Below are 17171 nucleotides of genomic sequence, written 5' to 3' on the forward strand. Positions count from 1 at the left end.
ATATAGGGTTAGAGATGAAAACGGAACTGTTGCAAAAACTTAAACGAAAAGAAGGTATTATAGGCATACTTGGTCTCGGTTATGTCGGGCAGCCGTTACTATTAAGATATTCAGATATTGGGTTCAAAGTATTGGGGTTTGATATTGACAAAGAGAAAGTCAATGAACTAAACAGAGGGCATAGTCGGATTGAACACATCGCTGACGAAAAAGTATTACGCGCGAGAAAAGATGGATTTGAAGCTACAAGTAATTTTTCTCGAGTCGCAGAGTGTGATGCTCTTATTCTTTGTGTACCAACGCCATTGAATAAATACCGAGAACCGGATATGTCATTCGTTGTAAGCACGACTGACATGCTTAAGCCATATGTACGCAAGGGGCAGGTTGTTTCGTTGGAAAGTACAACTTATCCTGGCACGACCGAGGAAATTCTTCTTCCGAGAATTACCGAGAATGGATTGATAGTTGGAGAAGACATCTTCTTGGTTTACTCTCCAGAACGTGAAGATCCGGGCAACCCGAATTTTGAAACACGTACCATTCCTAAAGTTGTCGGCGGCCACACTGAAGCGTGTAGAGAAATAGGTATTGCTTTATACGAGCAAGCCATTGATCAAATTGTCCCAGTAAGTTCCACAAAGGCAGCTGAGTTAACAAAACTTCTAGAAAATATTCACCGTGCTGTAAATATTGGCTTGGTCAACGAGATGAAAGTTGTTGCCGATAGAATGGGTATTGATATTTTTGAAGTAATTGATGCAGCGAAAACAAAGCCATTTGGATTTACAGCATACTACCCAGGTCCTGGTCTTGGGGGGCATTGTATCCCAATTGATCCATTTTATCTGACTTGGAAGGCGCGTGAGTACGGACTTCACACTCGTTTTATCGAGTTATCAGGTGAAGTCAATCAAGCGATGCCTGATTATGTCGTCAGTAAACTCATGGATGCATTGAACGATAAAAATAAATCGCTACGAGGAAGTAAAATTCTTGTATTAGGTATTGCCTATAAAAAGAATGTGGACGATATGCGAGAATCGCCTTCCGTTGAAATTATGGAGCTGATTCAGGCAAAAGGTGCTGAAGTTGCTTATAGCGATCCTCACGTTCCAAAGTTCCCCAAAATGCGCGAACATAGCTTTGATCTTAATAGTGTTGAATTGACTGCGGCTACATTAAGTTCGTTTGACGCAGTGGTTCTAACAACTGATCATGATAAGTTCGACTATGAACTTATCTATGAACATGCTCAAATTATTGTCGACTCACGTGGGAAATATCGTCACGTTAATGGAAAAGTGGTAAAAGCCTAATGAAGAATTTTGCTCTGATTGGCGCAGCTGGATACATCGCGCCACGACACATGCACGCTATTAAAGATACAGGTAATAATCTAAGTGTTGCCTATGATATTAATGACTCGGTTGGAGTTATCGATAGCATTTCGCCAGCTAGCGAGTTTTTTACTGACTTTGAACGTTTTTACGATCATGCTTGGCGCCTAAAGCGAAATGCTGATAGTAAGTTAGATTATGTTTCGATTTGCACACCAAATCATATGCATTTATCACATATTACAGCCGGTCTTCGACTGGGGTGTGATGTCATTTGTGAAAAGCCACTAGTGCCGACTAGTGCAGATCTTGATGAATTAGCTTTGGTTGAAAAGGAAACCGGTCAGCGGGTGTTTAATATTCTTCAATTGCGTCATCATCAGGCCATTATTGATCTAAAGAAAAAAGTTGAAGGCAGTCCTCAAAATCATAAACATGATGTTGAGCTAACCTACATGACATCTCGTGGTAAATGGTACATGGAGAGTTGGAAAGGCGATCCTCGTTGTTCATTTGGAGTCGCGACGAATATCGGCGTTCATTTTTTCGATATGCTCCACTTTATTTTCGGAAAACTTCAGAAGAATGTGTTGCATTTTAGCGATGACATGAAAGCATCTGGATTTTTAGAATACGAACGAGCGCGAGTTCGTTGGTTCTTATCGATTGATGCGAATGATTTACCCGAGTCTGTTATTGGCAAGCAAAGTACATATAGAACGATAACCTGCGATGGCGAGGAACTAGAGTTTTCTAAAGGCTTTACTGATTTACACACAGTGAGTTACCAAGAAATTCTTGCTGGCCGTGGATATGGAATTGAAGATGCTCGACACTGTGTAGAAACCGTCGAATCAATTCGTAACCAGAAACCGTCAAAGGCAACCGATGAAGAGAAACATCCGATGCTAGAGCGGTTGCTGATCAATCAACAAGTGGATTCAATATGAGTTACAGCAAGCATGAGTCGGCGATCGTTGATGAAGGCGCCAAAATTGGTGATGGCAGTCGAGTTTGGCACTTCGTTCATGTGTGCGCAGGCGCGGAAATAGGTAGAGGTGTTTCGCTTGGTCAAAACGTTTTTGTAGGTAACCGTGTAAAAATCGGGGACGATTGTAAGATTCAAAACAATGTCTCGGTTTACGACAATGTCTACCTGGAAGAAGGCGTATTTTGTGGACCAAGTATGGTCTTCACAAATGTATATAATCCGCGCTCATTAATTGAACGAAAAGACCAGTATCGCGACACCTTAATAAAAAAAGGCGCAACTCTTGGTGCCAACTGCACAATAGTTTGTGGAATTACGGTTGGTGAGTTTGCATTTGTAGGGGCCGGTGCAGTTGTCAACAAAGACGTACCTGCTTACGCACTAATGGTTGGCGTTCCAGCGAAACAGATAGGCTGGATGAGTGAATTTGGTGAGCAACTTGATTTACCACTAACTGGCTCTGGTGAGGTGATTTGCCAGCATACTGGGGCAAAGTACATTTTAAATGGCAATTCTATTTCAAAAATATCTTTAGGCGCTTAAGTATATGATGCAATTTATTGATCTGGCTTCACAGTACAATGCTTTGAAAGAAAAAATTGATGGCCGTATAGCCAAAGTATTAGCTGAAGGTAACTATATAATGGGACCTGAAGTCGAAGAGTTTGAAAATCAACTTGCAGAGTATTTAAGCGTAAAACATGTGATTAGCTGTGCAAATGGAACTGATGCATTACAGCTGGTTATGATGGCCCTTGGCATAAAACAAGGTGATGCAGTTTTCTGTCCTACATTCACATTCTTTGCAACGGCTGAAGTAATTGGTTTGGCGGGAGCAACGCCTGTATTCGTAGATTCTGATGAAGCCACATTTAACATGAGTCCGGAGCATCTTGAAGCTCAGATACAAGAGGTGTTAAAAGAAGGTAAACTAGATCCGAAAGCGATTATCGCTGTGGACTTATTTGGTTTACCTGCTGACTACAATGCGCTAGAGCAGATTGCGAATAAATATAACTTGAAGCTTATTGAAGATGCGGCTCAAGGTTTTGGTGGAAGCATAAACAATCGAAAAGCTGGAAGTTTTGGGGATATAGCAACAACGAGCTTTTTCCCGGCTAAGCCGTTAGGTTGTTATGGCGATGGCGGTGCCGTCATGACTAATAATGATGATTACGCAGCATTGTGCCGTTCATTGCGTGTACATGGTAAAGGTAAAGATAAATACGACAACGTGCGTATTGGTCTTAACAGCCGGCTTGATACACTCCAAGCAGCCGTTCTTATCGAAAAGTTGAATGCATTTCCAAGTGAACTGTTAGCACGCAATAAAATTGCGAATCAATACTCCGAAGCGTTAGCTGTTCATTTTGAAACGCCAACGGTCCCAGAGGGGTATGTTAGTTCATGGGCTCAGTATACGTTGAAGCACCCTAGTCGCGAAACAATCATGGCGAAGTTAAAAGATTTGGGAATACCTAGCAATATTTATTATGGCACTTGCATGCATATGCAAACGGCATTTGCAGGCTTAGGGTATAAACAAGGTGACTTTCCAATCGCTGAAAAACTAGCTAAAGAAGTTTTTAGTATTCCAATGCATCCATATATGATGTCTGATGATGTCGAAACAATCGTTACTGCCGTAAAAGGTTAGGTTTAAACTTAGAAAAATTGAGAGAGCTATGATTAAAGGGAAAAAAATTTTTATTACAGGCGGTGCGGGCTTTATTGCGAGCATGTTGATCTCGCGTCTTGCTGACGATAACGAAATTACAGTTTACGATAATTACACGCGCAATACTTTAAAAGACACGCCATATGCTAATCACCCGAATGTAACTCAGGTGAGAGGTGATGTTTTGAATTTTGATCAATTGAAAGAAGCAATGCAAGGACATCAGCTAGTAGTCCACGCCGCTGCGATCGCTGGTATTGAGTCCACTATTAAACAACCTGTTTTAACGATGCGCGTTAATATGCTTGGAACAGCAAATGCGCTAGAAGCGGCGCACCAGGTGGGAGGCATCGAACGTTTTGTTGAGTTTTCCACATCAGAAGTGTTTGGTAGCCATGCTTTTAAAGTGGACGAGCGCCACCAAACGAGTACTGGTGCTGTGGGTGAAGCTCGCTGGACGTATGCAGTTGGGAAGCTTGCAGGCGAGCATTTAGCTCATGCATATCATGATCAATATGGGTTACCGACAGTTACAGTGCGTCCATTCAATGTATATGGTCCAGGTCAAACCGGTGAAGGCGCGCTATCGATTTTTATTCGCAAGGCCCTTCAAAATCAAGACCTCATGATTTTCGGTGATGGTACTCAAATTAGAGCCTGGTGTTATGTCGATGATATGGTTGAAGGCGTTTTATGTTGTCTTGAGCATCCAAATGCTGTCGGTGAATCGTTTAATATTGGTAACAGCCGCGCTGTAACAACGATTTTTGGACTTGCCGAAACAGTTTGTCGCGTAACAGAAAGCAAGTCAAAGATTATTTTCCGTGATGCGCTATCAGCTGATATTGAGTTACGAATTCCTCAAGTTTATAAGGCTCGAGATTTAATCGGATTTGAAGCAAAAGTTGATCTTGAGGAAGGCCTAAAACGCACTGCTGAGTGGATTGGTGGTAACTTAACATCACTTCCAGAGCTCAGCGATTTCTTTAAGAGCGAATAACATGATTAAGTTGTCTACTCCAAATATAGGTGAAGATGCTATAGACGCGATGAATCAGGTCATTCGATCTGGTCAATTAGTGCACGGTGAAGAATGTTTAGCGTTTGAGAAGGAGCTTGCGACTTATCTTAATGTTAATCATGCTTTGGTTTGTTCGAATGGCACCGCCGCTCTGCATTTAGCATTATTAACGCTCGAGATTGGTCCTGGCGACGCTGTTATTGTTCCCGATTTCACTTATCCAGCTACCGCCAATGTGGTAGCTGTATGCGGAGCTAGAGTAGTTGTAGTGGATGTCGATCGTGAGAATTACTGTATCGATATAAAAAAACTACGAGACACAGTCAGGAATTGGCAGGGTCCGGAGAAACTTAAGGCAATTATGCCCGTTCATGAGTTTGGATTCCCAGCAGATATGTCCGCGATTGTTGAATTAGCTAATGAACACTCGTTAGCAGTAATTGAAGATGCGGCATGCGCAATTGGAGCATCTCGTGATGGCAGGAAAATGGGAACTATCGGAACCATCGGTTGCTTTTCGTTTCACCCTCGTAAGACATTGACTACTGGCGAGGGGGGGCTCGTTGTTACGAATAATGCTGAATTAGCCGACAAGCTTCGTCGGTTTCGAAATCACGGTATGGAGAGAACTGACAAGGGAATGAAGTTTTTTTACCCAGGTTTGAATTATCGTCTGACCAACTTTCAGGCAACTTTGGGGCGTCACCAGCTACAACAGCTTGAAAACTGGCTGAAAAGAAGAGTGACTCTAGCGAGAGACTATATTGAGTTACTTCAGCCGTTAGTAGTCGAAGGCAAAATAAGATTGCCTGAAACCAATAGTGGACATAGTTGGCAAACATTTATGATTGTGCTTGATCGCCGATACAATCGTGATGAGATTATTACGTTATTGCGTGCTCAGGGCGTTGAATCGAGTTTGGGTGCACAGTCTTTAACAACGTTAAATATTTATCCAACAGTCGATAACAGCCAAGTCACAACTTTAGTTGGTCATGAGTTGTTTACTCAAGGTTTAGCGTTACCGTTCTGTGAAATTTATGACAGAAATACTGCGATAAAAGTCGTACAGGCGTTATCAGACAGTTTAAATTAAAGAAGTGATGCGCAATTGATTCTATGGTGGCTAAAAAGGTCTTTGCAATCAACTCGGTTAAAAGTTCGTAAGAAGTTTAACCGGGTTCTTCCTGTTGGTGATTATTTAAGTGACCGGTGGGAGAAGGCTGGCTATTTAGGGTTCGGTAGTGGAACAAGTATTTATGATTCGGCGCTTGTACTAGGCACAGTGAAGGTGGGTGAGAATACTTGGATTGGGCCGAATACTATTTTAGACGGAAGCGGTGGTGAATTAGTCATCGGATCGAACTGCTCTATTTCCGCAGGTGTTCAAATATACACACATGACACAGTCGCTAGATCAATTTCCGGCGGCAAGTCTCCAATTGCCAAAGATTCAACTTATATAGGTTCAAATTGTTATATCGGACCAAACACGATTATTCAAAAAGGTGTGCGTATAGGTGACGGTGTGATAATTGGTGCTAATAGTTTAGTTAATAAGGACATACCGTCGAATGCAAAGGCATTCGGAACGCCATGTCGAGTTGTTGGTAGTACCAACGTCAAATAAAATAGTTTTAGGGATATCTTTAAATAATGTCAGAAGTTCAGATTTGCAAAACCTGTATTTATGATGAGCACGTACCAGCTATCAAATTCGACGCTGAAGGAGTTTGCAATTACTGCCGACAAGTCGAACAACTGAAAGTTGATTTTAGTACTGGGCAACCCGAGGGTGAACAAGTATTAATGTCGATTATTGAGCAAATTAAAAAAGATGGCAAAGGCAAAAAATACGACTGTGTTATTGGTGTAAGCGGTGGTACAGACTCCTCATATTTGTTAATAAAAGCACTTGAGTGGGGCCTCAGACCATTAGCTGTTCATTATGACAATACATGGAACAGCGCAATAGCCACTGAGAATATTCGAAAAGTGACAAGTGCATTAAAGATAGACCTTTATACGCATGTTTTGGACAACCGCGAATCAGAAGACTTATTTCGTTCCTTCCTATTTGCAGGTGTTCCGGAGTTTGATGCGTCAACCGATATCGGCTTTGTTCAAGTAATCCGAAGTACAGCAGCAAAATTCGGGGTGAAATATATCCTTGAAGGGCATTCATTTGTTGCTGAAGGGGTTTCTCCAATGGGCAAAAACTATTTTGATGGCAAGTATATCAAAGACATTCACAAGAAGTACGGCCGCTTAAAGAAATTAAGAACCTACCCCAATATGACCTTCTTTCAGTTTATGAAATGGGCGCTAGTTTATAGACAGAAGTTTATTCGTCCATTATGGTACCTAGATTATTCAAAAGAACAGGCTCGAGAATTACTTATTGAACGCACCGGTTGGCAATATTATGGGGGACACCATTTAGAAAACCGTTCGGCGGCGTTTTTGCATACTTATTATAATCCAGTGAAATTCAATATCGATAATCGAAACTGGACTCTCTCAGCTGATGTTCGTGCCGGTAAAATGAGCCAAGAAGACGCATTAGAGATTTATCGACAGCCGGTGATAGCTGACCCTGAATTGATAAACTATGTAAGGAAACGTCTGAATTTAACCGAGCAAGACTTAACTGACATCGTTCAGGGGGAGAAGCGAACGTTCAGAGATTTCAAAACTTATAAAAAGCGATTTGAGAGACTACGACCTTTGTTCAAAATCCTTGTTAAAGCGAAACTGGTTCCAACCAGTTTCTATTTAAAATATTGTTTCCCACTAGACGATGCAAAATGATCACAATTATTAATTATGGCATGGGAAATCTAGGCTCTATTTCCAATATGTTTAGGTATATTGGTGTAGAGAGCAAAGTTACGAGTAACCTAGACGAAATAAGAGATGCCGAAAAAATTCTTCTACCTGGAGTAGGCGCATTCGACGCCGCAATGACCAAAGTCAATGAAAGTGGTATTAGAGAAGTTCTTGATTACAAAACGTTAGAAGAGAAAGTTCCGGTATTAGGCATCTGCTTAGGCATGCAGTTACTAACAGCTCGCTCAGATGAAGGGAAACTAGCGGGATTAGGCTATATTGACGCAGAAACGAAAGCATTTCGAGGCCGAATTGAGAGGGAATATCGAGTTCCACATATGGGGTGGAATGTCGTTAACTCCAATTTCGAACGTCAATGTTCTTTGGTAGACGGATTTCAGAATTTAGACGAAGTCCGTTTTTATTTTGTGCATTCATATTTTGTCGAAGTTCACTCATCAGAGAACTCTTTGATGACATGTGATTATGGGTTGAAGTTCGATTGTGGGATAATCAAAGATAATATTATGGGGGTTCAATTCCACCCAGAAAAAAGCCACAAATTTGGAATGCGACTACTTAAAAACTTTTCGGAAATGTAATGTTAAGAACTCGAGTTATTCCGTGCCTGCTGCTCCAAGGTGAAGTGTTAGTCAAAACCAAACGTTTTAAAAGCCCTCGGTATATTGGTGATCCGATAAACACAGTTCGCATATTCAATGAACTTGAAGTTGATGAGCTTTGTATTTTAGATATCGCTGCAAGTCGAAACCATAAGCCGCCTAATTTTGAATTATTACAGACCATTACTAACGAATGTTTTATGCCGCTTTCGTATGGCGGAGGTATTAACTCGTTAAGCCAAGCCGAACAATTGTTTACTATGGGATTTGAAAAAATTGTTCTTAATAGTTCCGCGCACGCTAACCCTAATTTAGTGAAGCAAATTTCGGAGAAATATGGCTCGCAAGCTGTCATTGTTTCTGTGGATGTGAAGAAGGATTGGCTCAAAAGACGGTTTGTGATGACCGGTTGCGGTAGCCGGAAGACTCCGAGGAATTTAGTAGATTGGCTGTTGTATATGCAAGACCTCGGCGCAGGTGAAATTTTACTTACGGATATTGACAACGAAGGATGTTGGAGTGGTTTTGATATCGATTTGTATCGCCAAGCAACTGATGTGTTATCTGTACCGGTTATTGCAAACGGTGGATGCGATAGTATTGATAGCATTGCAAAAGTTGTGAAGGAAGGACGTGTATCTGCAGTAGGCCTAGGAAATATGGTGGTTTACCAAGCTAAAGATATGGGGGTCCTGGTTAACTTTCCAGATAAAGTAGCGCTAGGAGCAGCATTGAAATGAGAGCTTATGTCAAAGGAGCTTTCTTTCGTACACAGCAAGCTATTGTTTTGTTTAGCTTTTATTTTTATAAATTATTTTTTCCATACTCACTTCAGAGAAAATGGGTGATAGCAGGCGCTGAGACAGCCAGCATGCTTTATAATTTAGCAAGTGCGCTTCCAAATAGCATCTCGGTTAACTTTGAGAAGAATAAGTATTATAAGTTTGAATATGATTATGATTTTTCAACCTCTAATCGGTTCAAAATTTTCAATCTTTTATTGGTTAGGCCTTGGCTATTGGGGAAGCTTGCTGCAGACCACAATAATTTTATTTATTTAGGCAGCTCGGGATTTTGTAGTTTCTACGATGATGGTCGTGAGTGGGAATTTAAATTTCTAAAATGCAAAAAAAAGACAATCGTTTGTTACTACGGGGGGAGTGAAATTCGTTCTTTTAAACTACTTAATGAATATGCAGCAAAAAATGGAATTGACGTTTTGACAACCTATCAAGCTATAACGAATCCAGCATTAGCTAGTCCGAAGGCTGAGTGTAGACGTTATAAACTTGCTTTAGCTTCTGATAAATATGCAGACTTTATATTCAATCCACCCATGGATCAGATGTCATATATGACAAGTGAAACGCTTCCTTGTCAGTATTTTGTAGATAAAAATTTATTCAGCCTCAATCTTGGTAAGTATGTAGGTACTTTTAAGCCAGTTATTGTGCATGGTCCATCTTCGCCCTTAATCAAAGGGACGCCTTTAGTAAGAGCGGCAATTAAAAAGTTACAGCAAGAGGGATATGAGTTTGAGTATCGTGAATTAATAAATGTTCCACATCAAGTAATCTTAGATAACTTAAAGCAAGCACATATCGTTTTAAATGAATTCTATGCATTTATGCCCGGAGTCTTTACTATGGAAGCCTTGGCAAACTCATGTGCTGTGTTGACTTCGGCAGACCCTGAGATAGAAACAACTTTATCTGAAAATGTAACCGAGGCATGGATGGTAACTCCATATTGGCTTGTGTACGATCATTTAAAGAAGTTATTAGATGAACCGAGTCTACAGAAGAAGTATGCAGAAGCCGGATATCTGTGGGCAATTAATAATGTAGCTGACGATGTGGCATATGAAAGGTTCGCAAAACTCATTTCAGAAGCGCGATAATAATGAGTAGTGGAATTATTAAGAAATTCTTCTCCGATTCTATGCTCTTTGTATTCGCAATTGTCTTTACAAAAGGCATTGGGCTTTTAATGCTACCAATATATGTTTCGTATTTAACTAAAACGGAACTTGGCATGTATGATTATATAATCGCTGTTGGCAGTTTTATTACAGTGATCGTAGCGTTGGAAATCTCGCAAAGTGTTATCAGATTTGGAGCGGAAAGTAGTCACGATAAGGATATTCAGCGGCTTTATATATCTCACGGTTTTTGGTTCACGATAATTTGTTATCTTGTCTTTCTATCGGTAGCACTTCTTTTTTTAGATGAGGTAAGTCTGTTCTTAACTGATTCAAAAGATAATCTGATGCTAACGTTATTAGCATTACTAGCTTTTTTTACAGCGGCTCTCAGCTATCTAAGTAATGTTATTTTTAGATCACAACTAAAATCGAAATTAGCGGCATATTCGTCATTTTTAAATGCTTCTGTTGTAGCAACTACCACCATATTAGTGTTCAAGTTTTTTGATTTTGGAGTTTATGGCGTTTTCGCAAGTCTGATAATTGGTCAGTCAATAGTTAGTACTTTGTGTTTTTATCTCATCCGAGATAGTTTAACTTTTAAGTTTCAACCCAAGATACTGCTTGAAATGTTAAAGTTCTCATCACCGCTGGTGGTTTCAAGTATTAGCGTTATCACACTAACAATGGTTGATAGAATCGTGATTCGACATTACATGTCATACGATGATGTAGCAATTTATGGAGTAGCGGCAAAGTTTGCATCCGTAATGGTGTTGATTACTATTGGTTTTCAGACTGCGCTATCGCCACTAATTTATGCGAATAGCAAGAACGAACATCTTAAGAAGGACCTGCAGAAGCTATTTGTGTTATTTGTATTTTGTGGTGTGATTGTGTATTTAGCGATAAATCTTCTATCTGAATTTGCGGTTGCTTTGGTTGCTGGCAAAGAATATAACGAGTCTGCTGCATTAGTACCGATATTGAGTGTATCTGTTCTCATTCACGCAGGTTATATATTTTTCCCGGGATTGGTGCTCTCCAAAAGAACAGTTATTTTAGCCTTCATAAATATATTATCAGGGATATTAAATTTGATATTGAACATATTTTTAATTCAAAAAATGGGTGTATTAGGAGCTGCTTACGCTACATTGATTTCATCGTTTGTTTATTTCGCTTTGAATGCTATGTTTTCAGAACGATACTTTCCTATCTTTATGAATTCTTATCGGAAATCATAACTAAAATACTAACAATAAGGTCTAGGCCAATAGAAATTGTTAGCTACTCAAATGTTGTAGGTTAAGTTTTCAAATAGCAGATGAATTATAAAATGAATAGTTGATAATAGCTCGAGGTATTAGGTTTTGATATTTAATTGCTTGTCTCGTTAAAATATCTTGTGGGGAAAATAGAAAATGTGGGGTTTCTCTTTGGAATAGGGCAATAGACACCAAATTAATATGTAATCTAATAAGAACGCATTTGACTGATTTGGCTTATGAGCAATAAAAAATTAGCCCCAAAAGTATTACAGAGAACTTCTAGATGAAAATAAATCGTATTGTTGATTACGCATTATAGAAAACAGAATCTTAAACGACTACCTATGAGTTTTGGAACTACCAGGCCACTAGTAGTCCGTAACGAAAATATATACAATTTACTTGTGTTTTATAATCGTGATAGTGACCAGCTGCTATACGAGCTCTAGCGTTAATCAATCTAGATAATACTAGAAGCCGAATAGAAAGATCTTAAACTGTCAAAATGGTTAGCCTGCGTCGATAAAAATGTTAGTCGAGTTAAATCGGGAAATAAACCCGATTAAATGTAGGTACGAAATTTAACAAAGGTAAATCCATTAAGTGTCAATTTTAGTTGCTAATTTATAAGAAAAGATTCAAAGCTAGATTGGTCGATTCTACCGCAGGAGGCTTCAGAGTAATTTCAAACGGATAGAGAGCGTTACATAATGTGTGCGCATTTATTTTAAAGGGGGCGTTTAGAAGAAAGACCTTAAAACCCCATATCAACCTCGCCAAACTTTATAATTTTTGGAAGTAAAGTGAATATCTAAATGGTCTATTTCACTAGCATCATTTCTAATGAAGTTATTTGTAGAGTTTGCGGCTGAGCCTCCTTGATCTAAAAAAGTAACTTTTAACTCTGAAATCAATGAAATTTATTCTATCCTCGTCCACGAGGATGTATTCACAAAATGTGAAGCACTATGATTGATTAGAAAGTGTTGCTGTTAATATTGAATTCAAGCGAGGATTATGTGGATACCGTAAAAAGGTATGCCAGAAGCGATACACATCTGGATCAATAAAGTATATGTATAGTTTATATTTTTATTAGGTAAATAAAATGAAGATTTTTTTAATTCCGGTGGTCTATTTTTTCGTTCTAATTTCACGTTACTCAAAATTTATTAACGTAAGTATATTAGTATCTAAGATTCCCTTCACATTAGGAAGTGCTATTCGATATGAATTTTATAAACGTACTTTAGACTCGGTTGGAGAGGGTGTTCTATTCTCTTACGGTGTAATATTTAGCCACAAGAATATTAAAATTGGCAGCAACGTTCGATTTGGTCCTTACAATACTGTTGGCTTAGTCGATTTCTCAGATAATATCTTGATAGGCCAGTATTGTCATTTTCTAAGTGGTAAAAATCAACATGGATTTAGCAGTAAAGATACTCCTATCAATCAGCAGCCGGGGGTTCTGAGAAAAATAACAATTGCAAATGACGTTTGGATAGGGACAGGCAGTATAATAATGGAATCCATAGCTACAGGAACTGTTGTTGGCGCGGGAAGCGTTATATCTAAAAAATTCGATAGCTATACCATAGTTGCTGGCAATCCAGCACGAAAGGTGCGGGAAAGGTAATCATAGATTGCATTCCTATTTATGAATAGGCTTCTCAGAAACTATTTTGAACCTGTATCGCGCTTTATCGATTAGACCGCAAAAATTCTATTGGATTATTCCGAAAAGCTGGAGAGAAAAGGTCATATAAATACTATTTACAAGGCCAACTCTTAATCAAGCCTATAATAACCATGTTGAGTGATTTCACGCAATAGATAGTCCTGATTGGTTCGATTTACACCTAGTGTAAACGCAGAATATGCATAAAATATTTCTAATCATTGGCGTTTTGGCTGTTTAAGGTAACAAAACATTTAATACTCTCTTTGAGAGTATTTTTTCCAAAAAATTAACGCGAGCAATTCATTCCGAGAACCTCCCAAACTAAAAATCAAAGGATGAAACTATTCTGCACGGCGCCGCACAAAAAATTAGAGAAAGCCCCAAAAACTTTGATCTTGAATCTTCTAAATGAATAGGATTTATCCATAAAAATCAGAACTTAACGATATATCAGTTGTTGAGGTGCGTTCCGATACAATGATTTCACTGAACGTTGCTTTCATTATCTGACTAAAGGAAAGATGCCTTGGTTATGTTGAGAATACGTAGTTATTCCATTTTGAAACTTTTACTTCTGGTCGTCATTTTGTCACCGGCAAAGGATATTCTTGAGTTTTATGCAGTTCTTTTTTTACTCGTGGTTTTTACAATCGGGCTTTATGGGGTATCCGTTACTCGCTTCGATGTTTATTGTTTGTTAGTGTTCTTTTTAGTGTTGTTTTTGTTATTCATTTTTAGATATTTTATTATAGGAATCGAAAATTTCGATTATCGAGATATTTTGGAGTACGGTCGAGTATTCTTCCTTGTAATTATATATATTTCAGTAAAAAAAATCCGACTAAACCTATCTGATTTAATTCTAATTTTAAAAGTTTATCTGTTAACGGATTTTGTTCTAAGCTCATTTCAATTTTTCGATGTCGGCGGGCGATTAATTGATCTTGCTACAGATCTTTATTCGACTCGTTCACACGTCGAAAATGCACTCTATATATCGCGTCGATCACTCGGACTTAGCCCAGACCCAGGGACTCATGGATTGATGGTTTTATTTATAACCATCATTTTGTCGGTAAATTATTTCTTTCAATTAAATAGCCACCGTTCGAATGACTTGATTTATATTTTAATTGGTTACGTAACAATTTTAATGAGTCAATCGCAGACTGCGTTTGTTGGATTGTTATTTTTTGTTTTCACTTTGATTTTCACTCTCTTTTACTACAGAAATTACTTGATATCTAGAAGGCGTGCAGTTCTTTTTTTATGCTTACTTGTTCTATTGGCTGCGTGTGTGATTATTATGTTCAGCAACGAGTTACGATATTTGTTTACACTTTTTTCGCAAGGCCTAGAAAGAAGCTCCTATCAGGCACGCGGTGAGAAAACTATTTACATATGGCATTTGATGTCGGAGAGTCCTTTAGGTTTAATTAGTGGGTATGGTAAAGAGTTTTTCGGGAACTACTCAAGAGCGATGGATAACGAGCATTTATATATACTTGCTGTTTGGGGGCTTGTCATATATTCCATTTTTGCTATCTCTTTACTTTTTTCTATTTTACGCTATTTCAAACGAGAGAATAGCATATCTTTGTTTTTCACTTTGCCATTTATAATCGGTATTCCTTTGGCGTGGCCGTCCTCTTACTACTTGGTGCCGAAAATATCACTACTATTGGTAATTTTTTATACACATTACCGTCAGGAACGAAATTTGTGATGACGGATTTAAATTTTTTATGATTATTATTTTAAATAATCCCAATTTTTATTGATTTAATTTATTTTTTAGGTTTAATTTTAAATGGAAATAAAATTTCATATTGATGAAAGAATGGCGGGAAAACCATCGTACTCAAGATTGTTATCTTTCAAGAATTATTTTGAGGAGTTAGAAAGTACACGAAATTTATCCTTAAACCAGAAAATTTTTGTATCTATGCCACCATTTCGGAACTTTTATAAGTTTTTTTGCCTTAGAAAACGAATCATTCTTGACATTCGTGACGGTTGGTCGATTGCTCAGGCGACAGGTTATGGAGGTAATGTTAGAAGAAAACCAATAAAAGCTTGGGTAAGTAGAAAAGTAGAATGGTTTCTTATTCAACGGTCCTATTTAACGATTACTTGTACACCGGGCTTACAAAGGCATCTAGAGAGTGTTTCTGGTAGGAATATAATTATGATTCCAAATGGTATTTCTGATGAACGTATTAATCTGATAAAAAGACTTAAAAAGTCAAAGATCACCGCACATGGCAACTCTATTCGTAAAAGGCTTACGTTTGTGTGTGCAGGTCAATTTTCCGAATATGGGGTTAATAAAGTAAAGAAATTATTAAAAGTCATTTCGGAACGTTATGGAGATCAACCGAATTTAGTGAGATTGATAGGAGCTGATCCTAAAAGAAACGATTGGTTAGTGAACTATTATAAAAATTTAACTAATGGCTTTGGAGAAGTAGATATTCTTCCTAGAATGGAAGAGGAAGAAATGTATCAACATATGCTAGATGCGGATTACGGTTTAACAATTATTCGTGACCCGGACTACGACTTTGGGACTAAAGTTTATGATTACATAGCCCTAGGTCTCCCCTACGCAAAAGTCACGCCCATCACGTCGAGTGATTCGAGGCTGTTGTTCGGGTCAACGTAACCACCGTTGAAGGTATTTAAGCCCATGTAACGGCCGATACCTGAGCCTGCGGTGAAACTTGCACGGATGTCGTTGCCGTTATCAAACGCTAATTTACCACCTAAGGTGACGCCGTAGCCGGTTGCGGTTTCGTCGCTACCATCGCTGTCGATGTCGTACGCTAATTGACGTACTAAACCGGCCACGCTGTAGCTGAAGTTACCGCTTTTGCCTTTATACTTGGCGGTGAAGTCTGGCATGATGCCTTCGCTGGTAGCGGCACGCGATACGGCGCCCGTGTCTGGGTTCACCAAGCTCACTGTGGTTTCTGGGTTTTCAATTGAGAAGCTCCAAGCGCCGCTGGTGTAGCGAACTTGCGGTTGACGCATGAACACCATACCGTCGGTTGCACCTACGAAATCAACAGATTCTGGCAAGATGCTTAAGTCTTGGAAGTTTGACCAAGCCTGACCAATCAACCAGTTTTTGTATTGCAGGTAGGCTTGACGTAAGCGTGGTGCGTAAGAGTTGGTGATACGCTCATCGCCACTTGGCACTGTCATGAAATCGATCTCGATACGGCCGCTGATGTCTTCGCCGTTCTCAAGCTTTTGCTTCACGTCGAAGAAGAAGCGTGATTGGCGCGCATGGAAATCGGTTACGGCGTCATCGCCTTGACCGCCCACTGGCGTTAAGCTAGGAATATAGAACTGGCGACCGATGTTTTTGTCGGTACCGGCGCCGGCTGAACCGTCACCATAGTCAGAGATCATGGCATCGAGTTTGACATAACCGCTGAATGACCACTCTGGGCCTTCTGCTGCGTGAGCCTTGGTGACTAAGCCGCCTGCTAAGCTGGCAAAAACTGCACTGGCAACTAGCGATTTGGTTAAAGTTTTGTGCAACATTGCTGTGCTCCTGTTGTGAAAATCAAAGGCGATATTAGCTATTCGATATTTGATATTAGAACCGTAGGTGGCACCTACTCGGTCATATCGAACAGCAAATATACGTTGGGTTAAGCTTTTAACATGCAGGCGTAATTATCAATCTAGACTATGGTCTAATGGCTTGATCGAGCGCAATAACTGAAGGTATAGGCATAAAAAACAAGAGCGATATTAGCTATTGGATATTGGATATTGGATATTAGCAAAAACCCAAAA

The 17171-nt window shown here is 39.3% G+C and carries 16 protein-coding genes; 15 read left to right on the top strand and 1 reads right to left on the bottom strand.

The window, feature by feature from the left end; all coding sequences use genetic code 11:
* Positions 1-14: 14 nt before the first annotated feature.
* The 15 genes from CWI82_RS02940 to CWI82_RS03010 all read left to right on the top strand — a co-directional run bounded on the left by CWI82_RS02940 (position 15) and on the right by CWI82_RS03010 (position 16026).
* Positions 15-1319, top strand: coding sequence for a nucleotide sugar dehydrogenase (locus CWI82_RS02940; protein WP_130202614.1), 1305 nt, complete (start codon positions 15-17; stop codon positions 1317-1319).
* Complete coding sequence (locus CWI82_RS02945; protein WP_130202615.1) at positions 1319-2290, top strand: Gfo/Idh/MocA family protein; 972 nt, start codon at positions 1319-1321, stop codon at positions 2288-2290. Before CWI82_RS02940 ends, CWI82_RS02945 begins: the two co-directional genes overlap by 1 nt.
* Positions 2287-2874: an acyltransferase gene (locus CWI82_RS02950; protein WP_130202616.1), complete on the top strand. Its 588-nt coding sequence runs from the start codon at positions 2287-2289 to the stop codon at positions 2872-2874. The genes CWI82_RS02945 and CWI82_RS02950 overlap by 4 nt, the downstream gene beginning before the upstream one ends.
* Before the next feature lie 4 nt (positions 2875-2878).
* The gene (locus CWI82_RS02955) at positions 2879-3988 is read left to right on the top strand and encodes a DegT/DnrJ/EryC1/StrS family aminotransferase (RefSeq protein WP_325049915.1); all 1110 of its coding nucleotides are present in this window, start codon (positions 2879-2881) and stop codon (positions 3986-3988) included.
* Positions 3989-4016: 28 nt separating this feature from the next.
* On the top strand, positions 4017-5009 hold the full coding sequence (locus CWI82_RS02960; RefSeq protein ID WP_130202617.1) for an NAD-dependent epimerase/dehydratase family protein: 993 nt from the start codon (positions 4017-4019) through the stop codon (positions 5007-5009).
* A gap of 1 nt (position 5010) precedes the next feature.
* Positions 5011-6126, top strand: a complete 1116-nt coding sequence (locus CWI82_RS02965) for a DegT/DnrJ/EryC1/StrS family aminotransferase (RefSeq protein ID WP_130202618.1) — start codon at positions 5011-5013, stop codon at positions 6124-6126.
* Positions 6127-6141: 15 nt separating this feature from the next.
* The gene (locus CWI82_RS02970) at positions 6142-6660 is read left to right on the top strand and encodes an acyltransferase (RefSeq protein ID WP_130202619.1); all 519 of its coding nucleotides are present in this window, start codon (positions 6142-6144) and stop codon (positions 6658-6660) included.
* A gap of 26 nt (positions 6661-6686) precedes the next feature.
* The gene (locus CWI82_RS02975) at positions 6687-7841 is read left to right on the top strand and encodes an N-acetyl sugar amidotransferase (RefSeq protein WP_130202620.1); all 1155 of its coding nucleotides are present in this window, start codon (positions 6687-6689) and stop codon (positions 7839-7841) included.
* Positions 7838-8461 carry an imidazole glycerol phosphate synthase subunit HisH gene (gene hisH / locus CWI82_RS02980; protein ID WP_130202621.1) on the top strand — a complete coding sequence of 208 codons (624 nt, stop codon included), beginning with the start codon at positions 7838-7840 and terminating at the stop codon, positions 8459-8461. Before CWI82_RS02975 ends, hisH begins: the two co-directional genes overlap by 4 nt.
* Positions 8461-9222, top strand: a complete 762-nt coding sequence (locus CWI82_RS02985; protein WP_130202622.1) for an AglZ/HisF2 family acetamidino modification protein — start codon at positions 8461-8463, stop codon at positions 9220-9222. The genes hisH and CWI82_RS02985 overlap by 1 nt, the downstream gene beginning before the upstream one ends.
* The gene (locus CWI82_RS02990; protein ID WP_130202623.1) at positions 9219-10382 is read left to right on the top strand and encodes a glycosyltransferase; all 1164 of its coding nucleotides are present in this window, start codon (positions 9219-9221) and stop codon (positions 10380-10382) included. The genes CWI82_RS02985 and CWI82_RS02990 overlap by 4 nt, the downstream gene beginning before the upstream one ends.
* Positions 10383-10384: 2 nt before the next feature.
* Positions 10385-11653, top strand: a complete 1269-nt coding sequence (locus CWI82_RS02995) for an oligosaccharide flippase family protein (protein ID WP_130202624.1) — start codon at positions 10385-10387, stop codon at positions 11651-11653.
* Positions 11654-12785: 1132 nt separating this feature from the next.
* On the top strand, positions 12786-13316 hold the full coding sequence (locus CWI82_RS03000) for an acyltransferase (RefSeq protein WP_130202625.1): 531 nt from the start codon (positions 12786-12788) through the stop codon (positions 13314-13316).
* A 604-nt stretch (positions 13317-13920) separates the two neighbouring features.
* Positions 13921-15087: an O-antigen ligase family protein gene (locus tag CWI82_RS03005; protein ID WP_130202626.1), complete on the top strand. Its 1167-nt coding sequence runs from the start codon at positions 13921-13923 to the stop codon at positions 15085-15087.
* A gap of 84 nt (positions 15088-15171) precedes the next feature.
* Positions 15172-16026, top strand: coding sequence for a glycosyltransferase family protein (locus CWI82_RS03010; protein WP_130202627.1), 855 nt, complete (start codon positions 15172-15174; stop codon positions 16024-16026).
* Here CWI82_RS03010 and CWI82_RS03015 read toward each other — a convergent pair.
* Positions 15966-16913: a DcaP family trimeric outer membrane transporter gene (locus CWI82_RS03015; protein WP_130202628.1), complete on the bottom strand. Its 948-nt coding sequence runs from the start codon at positions 16911-16913 to the stop codon at positions 15966-15968. The genes CWI82_RS03010 and CWI82_RS03015 overlap by 61 nt on opposite strands.
* Between the last annotated feature and the right edge of the window lie 258 nt (positions 16914-17171).

This window comes from Pseudidiomarina tainanensis (genome assembly GCF_004214835.1).
GTDB lineage: Bacteria > Pseudomonadota > Gammaproteobacteria > Enterobacterales > Alteromonadaceae > Pseudidiomarina > Pseudidiomarina tainanensis.

Bases quoted from the DNA above. Each gene is read 5' to 3' on its own strand.
- CWI82_RS02940 (WP_130202614.1), top strand. From the start codon at position 15: ATGAAAACGGAACTGTTGCAAAAACTTAAACGAAAAGAAGGTATTATA.
- CWI82_RS02945 (WP_130202615.1), top strand. From the start codon at position 1,319: ATGAAGAATTTTGCTCTGATTGGCGCAGCTGGATACATCGCGCCACGA.
- CWI82_RS02950 (WP_130202616.1), top strand. From the start codon at position 2,287: ATGAGTTACAGCAAGCATGAGTCGGCGATCGTTGATGAAGGCGCCAAA.
- CWI82_RS02955 (WP_325049915.1), top strand. From the start codon at position 2,879: ATGATGCAATTTATTGATCTGGCTTCACAGTACAATGCTTTGAAAGAA.
- CWI82_RS02960 (WP_130202617.1), top strand. From the start codon at position 4,017: ATGATTAAAGGGAAAAAAATTTTTATTACAGGCGGTGCGGGCTTTATT.
- CWI82_RS02965 (WP_130202618.1), top strand. From the start codon at position 5,011: ATGATTAAGTTGTCTACTCCAAATATAGGTGAAGATGCTATAGACGCG.
- CWI82_RS02975 (WP_130202620.1), top strand. From the start codon at position 6,687: ATGTCAGAAGTTCAGATTTGCAAAACCTGTATTTATGATGAGCACGTA.
- hisH (WP_130202621.1), top strand. From the start codon at position 7,838: ATGATCACAATTATTAATTATGGCATGGGAAATCTAGGCTCTATTTCC.
- CWI82_RS02985 (WP_130202622.1), top strand. From the start codon at position 8,461: ATGTTAAGAACTCGAGTTATTCCGTGCCTGCTGCTCCAAGGTGAAGTG.
- CWI82_RS02990 (WP_130202623.1), top strand. From the start codon at position 9,219: ATGAGAGCTTATGTCAAAGGAGCTTTCTTTCGTACACAGCAAGCTATT.
- CWI82_RS02995 (WP_130202624.1), top strand. From the start codon at position 10,385: ATGAGTAGTGGAATTATTAAGAAATTCTTCTCCGATTCTATGCTCTTT.
- CWI82_RS03000 (WP_130202625.1), top strand. From the start codon at position 12,786: ATGAAGATTTTTTTAATTCCGGTGGTCTATTTTTTCGTTCTAATTTCA.
- CWI82_RS03010 (WP_130202627.1), top strand. From the start codon at position 15,172: ATGGAAATAAAATTTCATATTGATGAAAGAATGGCGGGAAAACCATCG.
- CWI82_RS03015 (WP_130202628.1), bottom strand. From the start codon at position 16,913: ATGTTGCACAAAACTTTAACCAAATCGCTAGTTGCCAGTGCAGTTTTT.